The following is a 14,464-nucleotide window of genomic DNA, read 5'->3' as shown; positions in this document are numbered from 1 at the left end:
ACTTAACTAATTCTAACTGGTGATCTCTCTATTAAGTAAATTGGTTTATCATAAAAAAAGGACCCGATTCATTCGGTTCCTTGTAAAATTTAATGATTAAAGGAGACAGATTCCTCAATTTGAGAAAGAATTTGAGGGCGTTTACTATTACCGGAAATTTTCGTAACGATCTTGCCTTTTTTCTTAATTACAAGAGCAGGAAGGTCATTTTCTGATAATCCAACCGCTTCCGAATCCGTTTGTGTTTTTTTAAAAGAAAGTGATCTGTGATTTCCTTGCTTAATTTTCCAATCTAATAGTGCATTTAAATAACTAGCGGCACTTTTTTCTTCATCGGATGGAGTATATAAGTAGATATCATATTCAGAAGGGCTTGCACTAATTACGTCAATTTTATTCTGGTGCGGGTAACATCCAGCAAGCAGTAATACGAGCAAAAAAGAAACAAGCACATAAGATTTCATCAGATTCTTCCACTCCTTCCTCATCACTATTCAAGTGTAACAAAGGAGGAGAAGCCGATTGCATATGTTATCGAATTGTTACGGAAATGATAATCGCCTGTTTCATACTTAACGCTATTGTTATTCAAATATAATTATGTAAAAAAAAGCAGCTCTTTTTATAGAGCTGCTTTTTATCATAATTATTTTTTTCGACTTAAATCGACGATTTTAGCTTCTTCTTTAAATGCTTTCATTAAGGAGAAGCACATGAGTATCATGATGAAAGTAAACGGGAAAGCTGCAATAATAGCAGCGGTTTGCAGGGCGGTTAAACCACCTTGCCATAATAGAACAGCTGCAGCTCCGGCTTGAATAATTCCCCAAACAAATTTCACTTTGTTATTAGGGTTTAAGCTTCCTCCTGTTGTCTGCATACCTAATACAAAGGTAGCAGAGTCGGCGGAAGTAATAAAGAATGTACTAATCAGCAATAAGCCAATTACGGACATAATGCCGCCTAGTGGTACATGATCAAACATGGAGAAGAGAGCTACTGGAGTTCCCAGCTCATTCACATCAGACATGATATCTATTCCGTCAAAATATTCTAGAGAAATTGTAGAACCGCCAAATACGGAGAACCATAGTGCACCGAAAATAGTTGGTACAAGAAGTACACCCAAAATGAATTCACGAATGGTTCTACCTCTAGAGACACGGGCAATAAAGGTTCCTACGAATGGAGCCCAGGAAATCCACCAAGCCCAGTAGAAGATCGTCCAATTTTGCACCCATTTACTATCTTCAAATGGGGTTAACCGGAAACTCATATAAGGCAGATCACGAATATATGAACCGAATGTTGTTGTTAAATAATCCATAATAAAGTTTGTTGGTCCAGCAAATAGCATAAATACCATTAGTAAAATAGCTAGTACGATATTTGTATTACTTAAATATTTGATCCCTTTATCGAGACCAGTCATCGCAGAAATCATAAATAAGATGGTAACTACAATAATGATTGATAATTGGAGTATAAACGTATCTTTAAGTCCTGGAATTGTAAATGCAAGACCGCTGGAAATTTGCAGGGCACCAAGACCTAGAGAGGTAGCCACTCCAAAAATGGTAGCATATACGGCAATAACGTCCACTAATGTTCCAATCGGCCCTTTAACTCTTTTTTCTCCTAGAATAGGAGTCAATGCTGCACTAATAACTCCAGGGGCATCTTTTCTAAATTTAAAATAAGCAAGAGCAAGTGCAATGATGGCATAAATTGCCCATGGATGGAATCCCCAGTGGAAAAAGCTATATTTCATCGCTGATTGGGCTGCTGCTTCACTCATTGGTTCCTGTGAAGCAATTGGAGGACTATGGAAATGAGAGAGAGGTTCTGCTGCTCCCCAGAATACAAGTCCGATTCCCATTCCAGCACTAAACAGCATTGCAAACCAAGTGATGTATGGGTACTCCGGCTCGTCTTCCGGTTTACCAAGCTTCAACTTTCCGTATTTAGAGAAGATTAAATAAATGGCAAACACTAAAAATCCTGTAGCTGATAATAAGTAAAACCATCCAAATTTGTCAGTTAGAAACCCTTGTACTTGAGTTGTTATGTGTTGTAGATTCCAGTATGGTAACGTTTCCTTAGGGATAATTCCCCAAATGATAAATAAGGTAGCTACGACAACTGAAATATAAAATACTTTGGTGACTTGCTGCATCTCGTTATCATCCTTTCCTTATTTCCCTCCTTATAAATTGCTCATATAGCATTCGCTGACTGTTTTCTTCTGCGTTTGAGAGATACTGTGTAGTTCCTCGAGCACGTCATGAAAGCAAAGCAGTTCATACATGAGAATAGTTTGTGGAGGGAGTTGATGTCGATACTTAGATTGTTCTTGAACGTGCTGTTCTTTCCATTTCCAGAATACATCATCCAATTTCTCAACTCGCTGGAATTGACCTTCACAAATTGCGTGGGTGGGGTCCTGTAATACTTTAGAATAGTATTCAGTTAATTGATTTAATAATTCCTTCTCGTCTTCATTAAAGTCAGTGGATTTTGCTCGAACATACTGAAGATTCCCCAAATGATAGACAATCTGCTGTAATGCTCCCAGCTTTTTCTGAGCAAACTGAAAGGATCTCATTTCCTCTTTCGTATGCTTGTGGTATTTCCACTCCTCCCTTTGAAATTGAGATAGCTGGTAAGTCCGTTCCAGGTGGGCGGTGAGCTGACGGTAAGACCGCTGAATTCCCCGGTTTTTCTCTTTAGAGTCTGCTGTAATATCAGAAATTATACGTTCCAGCAGCAGCCCAGCATGATTGTACAGGTCATTAATACTTTTGTAAATCATCGGAGAATAATTAGGGGGCAGAAGGAAAAAATTCACAAGAGTTGAAATGATGATTCCAATAGAAGTAGTACCCAATCTGGTAAAAAACGAAACAACATAATGCACATGAAATTCAGGAATCATGGCAGTAGCAGTGATAGTGGCTACCAGTATACCTGCATCGAGTTTAAGTTTATGACAGACGGCGATCGTTACCATAGCAGCTAAAGCAAAAGTGACTGCACCCTTGCCAAATAACCCATAAAAGAAAGTGGCAAGCAAAGCTCCAATTGCTGAAGCGGGGAAACGAACGATCGCTTTTTTTATAGAATCCGCTGCGGTATGTTCGATCGTGACAATGGCTGTAATTACAGCAAATACAATCGGTAAATCAAAAAAACCGCAAACTAATGCAGTAAAAAACACGGAAATTCCTGTTTTGAGCGTCCTGCCGCCTAATAATTTAAATCGACGTAAAGAATATAGCATAGTAATCACCTTAATTAGAAAATAGTGAATAAGTCACAATTTCATATTATATAATAAATTTTGTTAAAACGATAGTGAAATTGTTATCCATTTGTATTTATAATAGAGGATGTGGAAATTCATAGCAAATAAGGGGGAAGATTGATGAAGAAATGGCTCGGCCTTTGCGGGCTTGTAGTTTTACTAGTTCTAAGTGCCTGTTCAGGTTCGAACGGACAGGAAGATAACGAGAGTAAAACAAATGATGGACAAGATACGAAAGTAGCCTCAAGTTCTGATGATAACCAAGAGGAAAAGGAAGCAGGAGAATCAGATCAGGACAGTGGGAATCCTTCAGAGACAGAAAAAAATAAAGACGAGGAAAAAGATAGCACCTCTAACAAGGAAGACGAACAAGCTTCTGCGCAGACACCTGAATATCAAATTAATGAAAACTGGTTCTTTAAGCCAATTAAAGATGCTAATCCAAAGGTAGCTTTGCTGACATTTGATGATTCTCCCGACGAACATGCGGTGAAGATGGCTCAAACCCTAAAAAAAATGAATGCACCTGCGATCTTTTTTGTGAATGGGCATTTTTTAAATTCGCCTGAAGGAAAAGAGAAACTGAAGAAGATTCATGACTTGGGCTTCATGATTGGAAATCACACAGAAACACACGCTTCGCTGCCTGACTTATCCAAAGAAGAACAGAAGAAGGAAATTGTTGGATTAAATGATAAAATTGAAAAGATTATTGGGGAACGTCCGCAATTTTTCCGGGCACCATTTGGACAAAATACGGATTATTCACGACAGCTGGCGGCCAATGAAAAAATGCTGGTCATGAATTGGACCTATGGGTATGATTGGAATAAGGAATATATGGATGCTGATAAAATTGCTGACATTATGGTGAATACGCCATTATTAGCTAATGGATCCAATTTACTTATGCATGACAGAGAGTGGACGGCGAAAGCTTTACCGCGTATTGTAAATGGTTTGCGGGATAAAGGCTATGAATTACTAGACCCTGCCCTAATCAAAACACCAGCCAACACTGATTAAGCCCAAAAAGCTGTCAAATGGATTTAATAGAATTGAAAAAGGCAGGTACAACAGAATTATATACACCGCAAAACTCGAACCATTGGTAATTGGTTCGGGTTTTTTTGTGTTTAGCGATCAATGAACAGCGCCCTCTCGATATTTCGTTTTCATTGTACAACTTCTTGTTGAAGGGAAAGATTGATTCTGCATAAGGTGGCAGTGCCCCTGACTCTCCATTGAATCCTCCATGAATGATGTTAATTGGTGCTATCGTGTTGCTTCAGTTCTTTTTGATACTTAATTTTAAAGGGTTTTCATATGCTTTATTAAGGGTGTAACTTATAAGTGTGTCACATTTATAAAAATGTTATACTTTTGGGCTTGATTTTTACAATGTGCCATATTAAAATAGGGTTATATTGAAAGCGATTACAAAATAAGGAGTGGGATGTTAATGGGTACCATCGTTTGTCAGGATTGTCAAAAAGTGATTGAGCATTATGAAGATGAAAAAGTAGCTACTCTTTACAGCACCTGTCCTTCTTGTCATGATACGAAAAAAGTTTAAATTAAAGTGAAAGCCGCTCAAATGAGCGGCTTTTCTTGTGGTCTGGGAAAGGATCAATTGATTTTGGCGTAGATACTTTATTGCGGTTTGCACTACTTGAACATGCTACTAAAGGTCATAAGTCAATCGCCAGCTCGGGTGAAAAAACGATCTGCTCCGGCGATCGTTTTTTACCCGAACTGGGTATTTCAAGGTGATTCCGCTTTTGTTCTGATATTATTTAAAGGCACGGTGCTCCTTGATCACATGGATGGTTTCTAATGTATCATCTTCTGGCCCTTGTACGGGCAGACCAGCTTCCATATTATCATGGATATAGCTTATGTTTTCCTCGGTAATAATCTCACCAGGAATAAAGATAGGAATTCCCGGTGGATATACCATCACAAACTCAGCACTTATTCTTCCAGCTGCTTCTCGTAAAGGCAGCACCTCAGTGGAGGAGTAGAAGGCTTCTCTTGGTGACAAGGACAGCAATGGGATTTCAGGAACCTTTACTTCCACCGTCTTTGTTTCCTCAAGTGAAGGGTGGCTGTCAGCAAGAACCCTGAGAGCATTCAAAAGGGTGGTGATGTTCTCCATGTCATCTCCAGGGGTAATGATGCACAGAATGTTATATAAGTCAGACAGCTCCACCTCAATTGAATAATTCTCCCTCAGCCATACTTCTGCATCATAACCAGTAATGCCTAATCGTTTGACTGAAATGATCAGCTTCGTTGAGTCATAGCCATAGGTGGCATCAGTGCCGAGGAGTTCTTCTCCTGGGGCATAGAGCTGTGGAATATTATTCACTTCCTGTCTCGCATAATCAGCAAGTTTCAAAGCAGCGTCCATTAACTTCTCTCCATTGACCGCCAGATTACGTCTCGCCGCATCAAGTGAAGCTAAAAGAATATAAGAAGTTGAAGTGGTTGTGAGCATAGACAAAATGGTCTGGACGCGTTCGTGGGATACCAGCCCTTCTTTTAAGTTTAGGACGGAGCTCTGGGTTAAAGAGCCGCCAAGTTTATGAACACTAGTTGCAGCTAAATCCGCCCCTGCCTGCATGGCAGATAGAGGAAGCTGGTCGTGAAAGTGAATATGCACCCCATGTGCTTCATCCACGAGCACTGGAATATCGTGTGAATGAGCGATATCGACAATTTTCTTTAAGTCCGCACTAATTCCGAAATATGTGGGGTTTATAACAAGCACAGCTTTAGCATCTGGATGCGCCTCGCAGGCTTTCTCTACTGCATGAGGTGTAATTCCATGTGAAATACCCAGAGTTTTATCAAGCTCTGGATGGATAAAAACTGGAGTTGCTCCTGAAAAAATAATTGCCGTCGTGATAGATTTATGGACATTACGGGGAACTATGATTTTATCGCCCGGATGACACACACTCATAATCATAGTCATGATGGCACCGGAAGTCCCTTGGATCGAAAAGAATGTATAATCAGCTCCAAAAGCTTCTGCGGCTAAATCCTGGGCCTGTTTTATCATTCCATTAGGATGATGGAGATCATCTAATGGTTCTATGTTAATAAGGTCAATAGAAAGGGCGTTGTTACCTATGAACTCTCTAAATTCATCGTCCATACCCTTCCCGCCCTTATGACCGGGGATATGAAATTGTACTGGCTGCTTGTTTGCGTGATTTTTAAGCCCTGTGAACAGGGGCGTTTCATTTTGATTCATTTACAGGCACCTCTTTACAATCTTTAAAAACATTAGAATTATAGCAAAGTCATCATAACATAGCCAGATATTAATTCCATTCTGAAATAGTAAAACGATCATGATAAAATAAATGAAAGGAGGTATCGAGATGGACTGGAACACACGTGTAACAAAATTATTGAATATTACATATCCGATTATTCAAGGTGGGCTTGCCCATCTGGCCTATGCAGATTTGGCTTCAGCGGTTTCCAATGCAGGTGGACTGGGGCAGATTACCGCTATGAGCATGGGAAGTCCTGAGGAGTTAAGAAATGAAATTAAACGAATGAAAACTCTAACTGACCAGCCGTTTGGAGTGAATTTCGCTATAGGACAGCATGGAAGACCCTTTAAAGACATGGTAGAAACAGCGATAGAAGAGCAGGTATCCGTAATTTCTATTACTGGCGGAAACCCTGCCCCTGTGCTGGACCTTGTAGAAGGAACAGGAATAAAAACGTTAGTATTGGTGGCTGCTAAACGACAGGCAGAGAAAGCTGAAGAGCTTGGTGCCGACGCAGTTATGGTGGTAGGTCATGAAGGGGGAGGCCATATTGGAAGAGACGGGATTGGAACCTTCATACTAACACCACAGGTTGCAGAAGCTGTAACTATACCTGTCATTGCCTCTGGCGGGATCGGAGATGGCAAAGGGCTAATGGCAGCTTTAGCCTTAGGAGCTGAGGGAATAGAAATGGGGACTCGTTTTATAGCTACAAAAGAATGTGTGCATGCTCATGATGCTTATAAACAGGCACTTGTGGAAGCTGATGAGCGTTCTACTTCAGTTATAAAAAAATCATTGCTCGCACCTGCTCGAGCTTTGACTAATAGCTGGACGGATAAAATCTTGAAATTAGAAGAATCTCAGCCAGGATATGACGCTTTAAAATCGTATATTAGCGGTGAAGCGAATCAGAAATATATTTACGACGGATTAATAGATGAAGGCTTTGCATGGGCAGGCCAAATTGCCGGACGAATCCATGATGTACCTTCAGTGAAAGAATTATTTGAGCGGATCATCCGAGATTCCGAGCAAATCAGAAAAACTTGGGCATAAAGGTGTGAAATAATGAGTTATCGTTATCCGATTGATGAACAATTTTGGTCTAAAGAGGAAATTATAGATGTAGTAAATTTCTATTCACTTGTGGAGCAGTCGTATGAAAATCAAGTGAAGCAAGAAGATATAATGCTGGCATATAAGAGGTTTAAACAGATCGTTCCTTCTAAAAGTGAAGAAAAACAGCTGTGCAGCCAGTTCGAAAAGGAATCGGGCTATTCGTGTTATCAAGCAGTGAAAAAAGCAAAGAATAGTAAAGCGGGAGAAAAAATTAAAATGCGCTGAAGCACATATCTTCTTCCTATGTAGAGGAAACTCAGGCAAAAGTCTTTTTAGACAATATTAAAACCGAACGAGGGGAAAGTGAACCTCGTTCGGTTTTTTTGTTTCCAATAGGGTTAGAATATTTTCGAAGCGGCCATTTAGGATTATCCACTGTACTCTTTAAATAGTTCGTATTTATTGGCGCGTTTCCTTACATCCTGTCTCTTTTGCAATAAGTGCAAATGATTGGGATTAGAAATTAACGTGCTTTATTTTCATTCGTCAACCGATAAAGCGGGATCAGTGTTTCAAAAGTGTTTCTGCATAATTGTAAAAATGATTCAGGGTCACGCAAACGCTCATCTTCTCGCTCTAAACGCCTGCCGCAAAGTAACTCTGCTTTTTTTACTGTTTTAAGCCGCTCTGCCATGTGAATGAATTTATCTTCATCTACTCGCGAGTCTGCGATTGTTTCAGGTTTTGTGTGATCAAGCGACCATTCGAAGTCTTCAGGAATAAGCGAGCGTATTTCTTCCTTTTGATGAAGCAAATTGTTACCGAATTGTTCCTTTAAAGGATTCTCATAAATGACAGCAAACCAAATAAACACGTGGGTTTCCCAGAGCCCAACCTGAAAATGAGGGAGTTTTTTATACCCTCGTTTATTAGCTGCAATAGCTGCCCAAGTATCGTTGGGAGGGTTTTTACTACGTCGTGCATGCTTTGCTACATGAACATGCATTTCATCGCCTGTTAAAATAGTAAGGTCAGGGGCGAGGTCTTCAGCGATTGCTTCCAGTTTAGGTGAAATTTGTTCCCTTAAAGCCGTCATCCGGTTTTCTAAACCCGGAATCGTAAAGACTTCAAAATCCTGTTTTGAAAAACCTTGAAATTCAGACATCTTCTCAACTCCTTTAATCTAATTGAAATAGTAGCATAATTTGTTTTTATCCTTAAGCATTGTGTCCCGATAGTTTGAAATAGAAGAAAATGGGTTACATATAAGTAATCTAATCGAAACTTCTTAAGCTCTTGGCACATATATATAAGTAAGGATTTGTTAAGGGAGGTTATGGCAACGATGAAACATGTCATGGAAGCGCTGCGAAAACGAGAAGCTGAAGAAAAGCTCCCAGTAATCCGTATGGAGATTGATTACGAATTGGTTACATTGCATGACGCAATGAAAGCAGGAGACATGGAGCAGATGGATGCGAGTAAAAAGAGACTTTCGGAACTTCGTAAACAGTTGATTGAATGGTCTTAAGAATAGGAGCAACAATAAGGTTGCTCTTTTTTTTTGATTTTATATAGATGCAAGCAGACATACAATTTGTTACGATATTACATGAATTTACAAAAAGGAGTCCGGACGAATGAATAAACAATTTAGACAGGATTTATTTGAACAAGCTAAAGCGTGGGTATTAGAAGCAGGCGAAGAAATAAAAAATAAAATCGATGATCCGGGTTCTATAGAGACCAAATCCAACTCCAATGATTTAGTAACAGAAATGGATAAAAATACAGAGCAGTTCTTTCTTAAAAAAATTAAGGAGACTTATCCGGAACATCTTTTATTCGGGGAAGAAGGATTTGGCGATGTTCTAAACGACTTAAAAGGTACCGTGTGGATTGTAGATCCTATTGATGGAACCATGAATTTTGTTCATCAAAAAAGAAATTTTGCAATATCTGTAGGAGTTTATCATGACGGAGTTGGAGAGATTGGTCTTATTTACAATGTGATGGAAGGCCAGTTATATACGGCCATAAGAGGAGAGGGAGCCTATAAGAACGATGAGAAGCTGCCTTTACTAAATGAATCCAGACCGTTGCATCAATCTATTCTCGCGCTAAATACTACATGGCTGTTACCAGAAAATCCGTATGTAGACCACAAGGGTATGCAGGAACTGGTGAAGGAAATTAGGAGCACAAGGTCGTATGGTTCGGCGGCATTAGAGTTTGCATTAGTAGCAGAAGGACTGTTAGATGGTTATTTAACCATGACACTCATGCCATGGGATATTGCTGGGGGAATAATAATCTTGAAAGAAGTCGGTGGAGTTGTAACTCGAGCTGATGGCGGAGAAGTGGACATGCTGGAGAAAACAACGATTTTAGCCTGCAGATCAAATATACATGAGCAAATAATAGAGGATTATGTAACTTTAAAGAATTAATTGAAAAACCCTGATCCTAAACGGGCAGGGCCAACGGAAAAGCAGAAAGCTTACCAGGTAATCGAGACTTTCTTTATCTATCTCCTTACACAGAAAACCCGAACCAAAATCAAAGGTTCGGGTTTTTTGGAAAATAAATTTCTTTCGGCTCTGTTTCTTTATTCATGAACTTTGGCGTTTTCTTTTCTTTGTTAAACCAACGCCCATAAGAGCAAATCCTAAAAAGAATAAAAGAGCGGCAAGCCAAAATATTTGCTGACCAATTGCAAAGCCTACAGATGTAAAAGAAAAGATAACGACTATAGCTAAGATAGCCATATCCCATTGGAAATTTTTCATTTCGCTCACCTCTATTCAACCCCATTATAATAGAATAATCCTAAGAAATAAACTGGCATTACTTAATTCTGCTTAAACAGGGTAGCGGTGAGCTGGGAATTTTAGTATCATAATAGCTAGGATTGAAGTTTTAGGAGGCGTATTATGAAGGATTTAGCAACGATCCATGTTCCATCTGATTTGTGGCCAATTGCGGATTTCTTTTTTAAAGGTCTGGGAAGTGAAATAGACTTGAGCAATGACCACCAGGTGGCCATGCTTTTTCGTTCATTCTTACTGCTATATTTAACCACGGTTGTCTTAGCCGCCATTACTTTTAAATTAGGTTTTGCACGCAAACTTCCTCTGTTAAAGACCGTAGTCGTCTATGCTGTTCTGGTAATTGGAACCTTTATACTTACCCTAGTGTTAGGGTTAAACTTACCTTTGCCGGAAAGCCTTTTCGCAGCTGCTATTGTCATGGGAGGATACCGATTAAGGCTTCATAAAGAAAGACAGGGAAAAGAAAGAAGCGAGCATTAAACGCCTCTGCGGAAATAAGTACTGACATCTTCTACAATTAAATAGAAGAGGGACCACATAATCCCCTTCGGGTGAAAACAAAAAAACGCTCGCAATCAGAATTCTAATTCTGATTGCGAGCGTTTTTCTCTGTATAGATTATGATTGACTTAATCTGTTTACTCATCTATTACGATAAATGTTTTTCTTCTTTGCGTTCCCGGTTAAAGCGAAAGTTACCGGTAGCTAAACGTTCCTTTGTTTTTACTTCAATGCGATCATGGCAAGATTGACACATATATGTGTGAATCCTGCGATTTCTCAGCCTTTTGGCTTGTAAACAATAGCTGTCTATTTTTTCAATCGTATCACACATTACACATTTTACACGCATGTTCTCACCTCAATAACAATAGACCTTATATCTTGATCCTATCATATTTCAAATAATTTCGCATATTTAATCAAAGATAAATAGAAGTAAAATAACTATGTATTACACGTTTGAGTATTAGAAATAATGGGAAGTTTATCTAAGAAGAAGCAAATGAAAGGGTGGTTATGTGAGAAAGCGTTGGATGTTCACAGCTATTGGAGCTGCTGCAGGCGGTGCCCTGGCTTACATGCTGAAGGATGAAGATAGTAGAAAACAGGCCGTTGACAAAGCGAAATCACTGAAGAGCAATTTTTCATCTAAAGACGACATGCCGGTTGAAGAAGCCGGGAACCCAGAAGTATCCAATTTTGATAATTCAAAAATGGTATCTGAAGGCTCTCAATTTGGTGTTCAATACTATAATGAACTAACGGAAAAAGAAAGAGAAATTCTAGAAAGAAGCAACAGCTAAATCCGTTTGGATTTAGCTGTTTTTCTTTCATTGTTCTTTTGACTGGTTCTTATTAATTTTATCTAATTGCTTATTTTCTTTTTTAGGAATAGATTCCTGATTAGTATTCGTATTCGGCGGGTCATTGATTGGTCCTTCAGGCATGTATCTTGCGACGATCTGGCTTAACTCATCTATAACCCCTTGAATGGGTTTTCCCTGAGAGATCTTTTGGCCAATGCCTCTCAGCCTTTCGACTCCATCAGCGTCTGCTATAACCACTGCTTGTTTCCCATAGGGGTCGTGACGCATGGCTTCAGCAACTGAGTACTTAATCACACCAACTCGGGAGCGGTCCAGGTCCTTATCTACGTCAATTCCTACCGCTACATACTTTCCGAGAACAATGGCCGTAGCATCATGAACGTCTGGTACATCTACAGCCAGCTTCGCTAAATGTTTGGCTACTTGTTTTCGTGACTTCTTTGGTAATTTACTTGGGTCAGCATTGGAGACATACTTTACTTCAGAAGTTCCAGGCTTTTCTTGAAGTAATGATTTTTCTTTCGTTTGCTGGCAGGCTCCAAGAAGGAGAGCAAGACAGATAAATAACAATATTTTCTTCAAAGGAAACACCACTTTTTATTATAGAGTGTGTTCCTCTGGTTTTTTTATACAAAAAAGACAGCTAGTAAATTAGCTGTCCTTTAGGCTATTGAAAGACTATTTTTTTAATGCCCTTAATCGGTTCATCCTGGTTAGATCCATCTTCAAAGTACAGATGGACAGGGCCATGTTCTTTTAAAGGCTTGCCTTCCTCTGCAAAAAGTAACAGTGCGCCGGCAAGTAAGTCTGCTTGAATCTTATGTTCCCCTTCATCTGTGACTAATGAAACAGTTTCCGCTTTGGAATCTGGTTCGCTAGTATGAATGAATGGCTTGAGGGGCATAAGAAAAGTACCTTTTAAAATTCGCTGCTTTTCATAGCGGTTGATACTTTTGTTTACGGGCGGATTAATTTTCTGCTGATAGATTTCTCTGTTAAACCGAAGAGATTTTCTTTTTATTTCATCTTCCTCTTCCGCAGCAGCTTTTGCTTCTGCTTCGTTAAAGACTTCATCATAAGTTAATTTTCGATCATCAAAAATCCACACAGTAGGATCAAGGGTAATCGGATATTTCACATTTCCGGCAATTTGCACAATCATGGCAGAAGCCACCTTTCTATATAAAAAATCTTACCAACCAAATCATAGCAAAAAATGAATTCGATTTCACTACAGGGAGGCTGATTAGGATGAAAAGAGACATTACAGAAACCATATTAGAAGACTGGCTGGAGAATGTCAGTTCTTTTGCTTATGACGGTCAAGTAGCTAATTACATTCCTGCTCTTTCCAAACAGGACCCGGAAAATTTGGCAGTTGCGATTCACTATATTAATGGAGAACGCATTTGCGCCGGACGTTCAGACGTGAGTTTTACGTTACAGAGCATATCTAAAGTTATCGCATTAGCTTTGGCATTAATGGATAACGGAGAAGATTACGTATTTGATAGGGTAGGTATGGAGCCTACAGGTGATCCATTTCACTCCATTTACCGGTTGGAACAGCATCGTCCTTTTAAGCCGTTGAATCCGATGATCAACGCAGGTGCTTTAGCCGTTTCTCATATGATTCATGGAGATACTCCTGAAGAGAAAGTAGGCAGGCTGCTAAGTTTCATCCATGAAATGACCGATGACCATTCGATCAGTTATAACCGGGAAGTTGCGTCTTCGGAATTTGAAACAGCTTTCTTAAACCGGTCACTGCTTTTTTACATGAAACAGCATCAAATCGTCACAGGGAGCGTAGAAGAAACGCTTGATGCTTACACAAAACAGTGTTCTATTGAACTAAATGTTAAACAATTGGCCAGAATTGGTGCTTTATTTGCTAACGAAGGACGAGATTTAGAATCTGGGAGGAGGATCATTCCTAAGCATTTAGCAAGAATCTGCAAAACATTTATGGTGACCTGCGGCATGTATGATGCGTCTGGTTCTTTTGCAATTAAAGTAGGAATTCCAGCGAAAAGTGGAGTTTCAGGAGCAGTTCTAGGTTCGTTAAATGGCTTTGGCGGAATAGCTGTCTATGGCCCATCCCTCGATGAAAAAGGGAACAGTGTAGTAGGAATGAGGTTATTAGAATTATTATCAAACCGCTATGATCTTTCAATTTTTTAGTAGAATCCCCCGTTCCAATGTTGCAATTTTTTGTTTTAAACGATAATATGATAAAAAGAATGACTGTAACTGGAGGGGATTTTTGATGTTGTCTGATGTGGCTGTGGATCATCGTGAAAAAGCCTATGCCCTTCTAAAAGCTGATGCTGATAAGATATTAAGATTAATTAAAGTTCAGATGGACAACTTGACTATGCCTCAGTGTCCACTATATGAGGAAGTTTTAGATACACAAATGTTCGGTTTATCCCGAGAAATTCATTTTGCTGTGCGTTTGAATTTAATCAGTGATGAAGAGGGTAAGCAGATTCTTGATAATTTAGAAAAACAACTTAACGTCTTACATGAGGCTGCACAAAAATCATGATGGACAAGCTCAAATTGCGACTGCATCTGTTGTGATTTGAGTTTTTTTATTTTCCATAATCGGTCATCCTACATAAAATTGTTTGTCAGATTTGA

Annotated in this window: 19 protein-coding genes; 10 read left to right on the top strand and 9 right to left on the bottom strand. The window is 39.3% G+C overall.

Features of this window, described 5'->3' with window-relative positions:
• Window positions 1-89: 89 nt before the first annotated feature.
• The 3 genes from Q7A53_RS17620 to Q7A53_RS17610 all read right to left on the bottom strand — a co-directional run bounded on the left by Q7A53_RS17620 (window position 90) and on the right by Q7A53_RS17610 (window position 3,280).
• Window positions 90-464 carry a hypothetical protein gene (locus tag Q7A53_RS17620; protein WP_411790506.1) on the bottom strand — a complete coding sequence of 125 codons (375 nt, stop codon included), beginning with the start codon at window positions 462-464 and terminating at the stop codon, window positions 90-92.
• Window positions 465-646: 182 nt separating this feature from the next.
• Window positions 647-2,176 carry a glycine betaine uptake BCCT transporter gene (locus Q7A53_RS17615; protein WP_411790505.1) on the bottom strand — a complete coding sequence of 510 codons (1,530 nt, stop codon included), beginning with the start codon at window positions 2,174-2,176 and terminating at the stop codon, window positions 647-649.
• A gap of 30 nt (window positions 2,177-2,206) precedes the next feature.
• The gene (locus Q7A53_RS17610; protein WP_411790504.1) at window positions 2,207-3,280 is read right to left on the bottom strand and encodes an FUSC family protein; all 1,074 of its coding nucleotides are present in this window, start codon (window positions 3,278-3,280) and stop codon (window positions 2,207-2,209) included.
• A gap of 144 nt (window positions 3,281-3,424) precedes the next feature.
• Between Q7A53_RS17610 and Q7A53_RS17605 the strand changes: the two genes are divergently transcribed.
• Both Q7A53_RS17605 and Q7A53_RS17600 read left to right on the top strand, forming a co-directional pair.
• The gene (locus Q7A53_RS17605) at window positions 3,425-4,330 is read left to right on the top strand and encodes a polysaccharide deacetylase family protein (RefSeq protein WP_411790503.1); all 906 of its coding nucleotides are present in this window, start codon (window positions 3,425-3,427) and stop codon (window positions 4,328-4,330) included.
• A gap of 436 nt (window positions 4,331-4,766) precedes the next feature.
• The gene (locus Q7A53_RS17600; RefSeq protein ID WP_411790502.1) at window positions 4,767-4,880 is read left to right on the top strand and encodes a GapA-binding peptide SR1P; all 114 of its coding nucleotides are present in this window, start codon (window positions 4,767-4,769) and stop codon (window positions 4,878-4,880) included.
• Window positions 4,881-5,096: 216 nt separating this feature from the next.
• On the opposite strand, the gene Q7A53_RS17595 is transcribed toward Q7A53_RS17600, so the two are convergent.
• Window positions 5,097-6,566 carry an aminotransferase class I/II-fold pyridoxal phosphate-dependent enzyme gene (locus Q7A53_RS17595; protein ID WP_411790501.1) on the bottom strand — a complete coding sequence of 490 codons (1,470 nt, stop codon included), beginning with the start codon at window positions 6,564-6,566 and terminating at the stop codon, window positions 5,097-5,099.
• Window positions 6,567-6,696: 130 nt separating this feature from the next.
• Here Q7A53_RS17595 and Q7A53_RS17590 point away from each other — a divergent pair, with 130 nt between their 5' ends.
• On the top strand, window positions 6,697-7,653 hold the full coding sequence (locus Q7A53_RS17590) for an NAD(P)H-dependent flavin oxidoreductase (protein ID WP_411790500.1): 957 nt from the start codon (window positions 6,697-6,699) through the stop codon (window positions 7,651-7,653).
• Window positions 7,654-7,665: 12 nt separating this feature from the next.
• Window positions 7,666-7,941: a UPF0223 family protein gene (locus tag Q7A53_RS17585; RefSeq protein ID WP_411790499.1), complete on the top strand. Its 276-nt coding sequence runs from the start codon at window positions 7,666-7,668 to the stop codon at window positions 7,939-7,941.
• Window positions 7,942-8,179: 238 nt separating this feature from the next.
• Here Q7A53_RS17585 and Q7A53_RS17580 read toward each other — a convergent pair whose 3' ends face one another.
• Window positions 8,180-8,821 carry a YktB family protein gene (locus Q7A53_RS17580; protein ID WP_411790498.1) on the bottom strand — a complete coding sequence of 214 codons (642 nt, stop codon included), beginning with the start codon at window positions 8,819-8,821 and terminating at the stop codon, window positions 8,180-8,182.
• Window positions 8,822-9,001: 180 nt separating this feature from the next.
• Here Q7A53_RS17580 and Q7A53_RS17575 point away from each other — a divergent pair, with 180 nt between their 5' ends.
• Complete coding sequence (locus Q7A53_RS17575; protein ID WP_411790497.1) at window positions 9,002-9,187, top strand: hypothetical protein; 186 nt, start codon at window positions 9,002-9,004, stop codon at window positions 9,185-9,187.
• A gap of 109 nt (window positions 9,188-9,296) precedes the next feature.
• Window positions 9,297-10,106: an inositol monophosphatase family protein gene (locus Q7A53_RS17570; protein ID WP_411790496.1), complete on the top strand. Its 810-nt coding sequence runs from the start codon at window positions 9,297-9,299 to the stop codon at window positions 10,104-10,106.
• 162 nt (window positions 10,107-10,268) lie between these two features.
• Here the strand turns inward: Q7A53_RS17570 and Q7A53_RS17565 are convergent, their stop codons facing one another.
• Window positions 10,269-10,445 (bottom strand): DUF5325 family protein, encoded by a 177-nt coding sequence (locus Q7A53_RS17565; RefSeq protein WP_411790495.1) that lies wholly within the window; start codon window positions 10,443-10,445, stop codon window positions 10,269-10,271.
• A 144-nt stretch (window positions 10,446-10,589) separates the two neighbouring features.
• On the opposite strand from Q7A53_RS17565, the gene Q7A53_RS17560 reads away from it, so the two are divergent.
• Entirely contained in the window at window positions 10,590-10,967 is a 378-nt protein-coding gene (locus Q7A53_RS17560) for a YlaH-like family protein (protein WP_411790494.1), read from the top strand.
• A 169-nt stretch (window positions 10,968-11,136) separates the two neighbouring features.
• Here the strand turns inward: Q7A53_RS17560 and Q7A53_RS17555 are convergent, their stop codons facing one another.
• Window positions 11,137-11,340, bottom strand: coding sequence for a YlaI family protein (locus Q7A53_RS17555; RefSeq protein ID WP_411790493.1), 204 nt, complete (start codon window positions 11,338-11,340; stop codon window positions 11,137-11,139).
• Between the two features lie 169 nt (window positions 11,341-11,509).
• Here Q7A53_RS17555 and Q7A53_RS17550 point away from each other — a divergent pair, with 169 nt between their 5' ends.
• Window positions 11,510-11,794, top strand: coding sequence for a hypothetical protein (locus tag Q7A53_RS17550; protein WP_411790492.1), 285 nt, complete (start codon window positions 11,510-11,512; stop codon window positions 11,792-11,794).
• A gap of 27 nt (window positions 11,795-11,821) precedes the next feature.
• Here the strand turns inward: Q7A53_RS17550 and Q7A53_RS17545 are convergent, their stop codons facing one another.
• Together Q7A53_RS17545 and Q7A53_RS17540 are read right to left on the bottom strand one after the other, a co-directional pair.
• Window positions 11,822-12,409: a YhcN/YlaJ family sporulation lipoprotein gene (locus tag Q7A53_RS17545; RefSeq protein ID WP_411790491.1), complete on the bottom strand. Its 588-nt coding sequence runs from the start codon at window positions 12,407-12,409 to the stop codon at window positions 11,822-11,824.
• Window positions 12,410-12,485: 76 nt separating this feature from the next.
• A complete protein-coding gene (locus Q7A53_RS17540) occupies window positions 12,486-12,980 on the bottom strand; it encodes a hypothetical protein (RefSeq protein ID WP_411790490.1) in 495 nt (164 codons plus the stop codon).
• 89 nt (window positions 12,981-13,069) lie between these two features.
• Between Q7A53_RS17540 and glsA the strand changes: the two genes are divergently transcribed.
• Together glsA and Q7A53_RS17530 are read left to right on the top strand one after the other, a co-directional pair.
• Entirely contained in the window at window positions 13,070-14,002 is a 933-nt protein-coding gene (gene glsA, locus Q7A53_RS17535; protein WP_411790489.1) for a glutaminase A, read from the top strand.
• Window positions 14,003-14,087: 85 nt separating this feature from the next.
• The gene (locus Q7A53_RS17530; protein WP_128540029.1) at window positions 14,088-14,369 is read left to right on the top strand and encodes a YlaN family protein; all 282 of its coding nucleotides are present in this window, start codon (window positions 14,088-14,090) and stop codon (window positions 14,367-14,369) included.
• The last annotated feature ends 95 nt before the right edge of the window (window positions 14,370-14,464 follow it).

The organism is Halobacillus rhizosphaerae, from assembly GCF_046719735.1.
In the GTDB taxonomy this organism is placed as follows: Bacteria; Bacillota; Bacilli; order Bacillales; family Halobacillaceae; genus Halobacillus_B; species Halobacillus_B rhizosphaerae.
This window is presented reverse-complemented; position numbering and strand designations above follow the sequence as displayed.

Coding starts and splice junctions, on each gene's coding strand:
- Q7A53_RS17560 (WP_411790494.1), top strand. CDS start 10,590: ATGAAGGATTTAGCAACGATCCATGTTCCATCTGATTTGTGGCCAATT.
- Q7A53_RS17555 (WP_411790493.1), bottom strand. CDS start 11,340: ATGCGTGTAAAATGTGTAATGTGTGATACGATTGAAAAAATAGACAGC.
- Q7A53_RS17580 (WP_411790498.1), bottom strand. CDS start 8,821: ATGTCTGAATTTCAAGGTTTTTCAAAACAGGATTTTGAAGTCTTTACG.
- glsA (WP_411790489.1), top strand. CDS start 13,070: ATGAAAAGAGACATTACAGAAACCATATTAGAAGACTGGCTGGAGAAT.
- Q7A53_RS17600 (WP_411790502.1), top strand. CDS start 4,767: ATGGGTACCATCGTTTGTCAGGATTGTCAAAAAGTGATTGAGCATTAT.
- Q7A53_RS17565 (WP_411790495.1), bottom strand. CDS start 10,445: ATGAAAAATTTCCAATGGGATATGGCTATCTTAGCTATAGTCGTTATC.
- Q7A53_RS17530 (WP_128540029.1), top strand. CDS start 14,088: ATGTTGTCTGATGTGGCTGTGGATCATCGTGAAAAAGCCTATGCCCTT.
- Q7A53_RS17590 (WP_411790500.1), top strand. CDS start 6,697: ATGGACTGGAACACACGTGTAACAAAATTATTGAATATTACATATCCG.
- Q7A53_RS17620 (WP_411790506.1), bottom strand. CDS start 464: ATGAAATCTTATGTGCTTGTTTCTTTTTTGCTCGTATTACTGCTTGCT.
- Q7A53_RS17540 (WP_411790490.1), bottom strand. CDS start 12,980: ATGATTGTGCAAATTGCCGGAAATGTGAAATATCCGATTACCCTTGAT.
- Q7A53_RS17585 (WP_411790499.1), top strand. CDS start 7,666: ATGAGTTATCGTTATCCGATTGATGAACAATTTTGGTCTAAAGAGGAA.
- Q7A53_RS17615 (WP_411790505.1), bottom strand. CDS start 2,176: ATGCAGCAAGTCACCAAAGTATTTTATATTTCAGTTGTCGTAGCTACC.
- Q7A53_RS17605 (WP_411790503.1), top strand. CDS start 3,425: ATGAAGAAATGGCTCGGCCTTTGCGGGCTTGTAGTTTTACTAGTTCTA.
- Q7A53_RS17595 (WP_411790501.1), bottom strand. CDS start 6,566: ATGAATCAAAATGAAACGCCCCTGTTCACAGGGCTTAAAAATCACGCA.
- Q7A53_RS17610 (WP_411790504.1), bottom strand. CDS start 3,280: ATGCTATATTCTTTACGTCGATTTAAATTATTAGGCGGCAGGACGCTC.
- Q7A53_RS17575 (WP_411790497.1), top strand. CDS start 9,002: ATGAAACATGTCATGGAAGCGCTGCGAAAACGAGAAGCTGAAGAAAAG.
- Q7A53_RS17570 (WP_411790496.1), top strand. CDS start 9,297: ATGAATAAACAATTTAGACAGGATTTATTTGAACAAGCTAAAGCGTGG.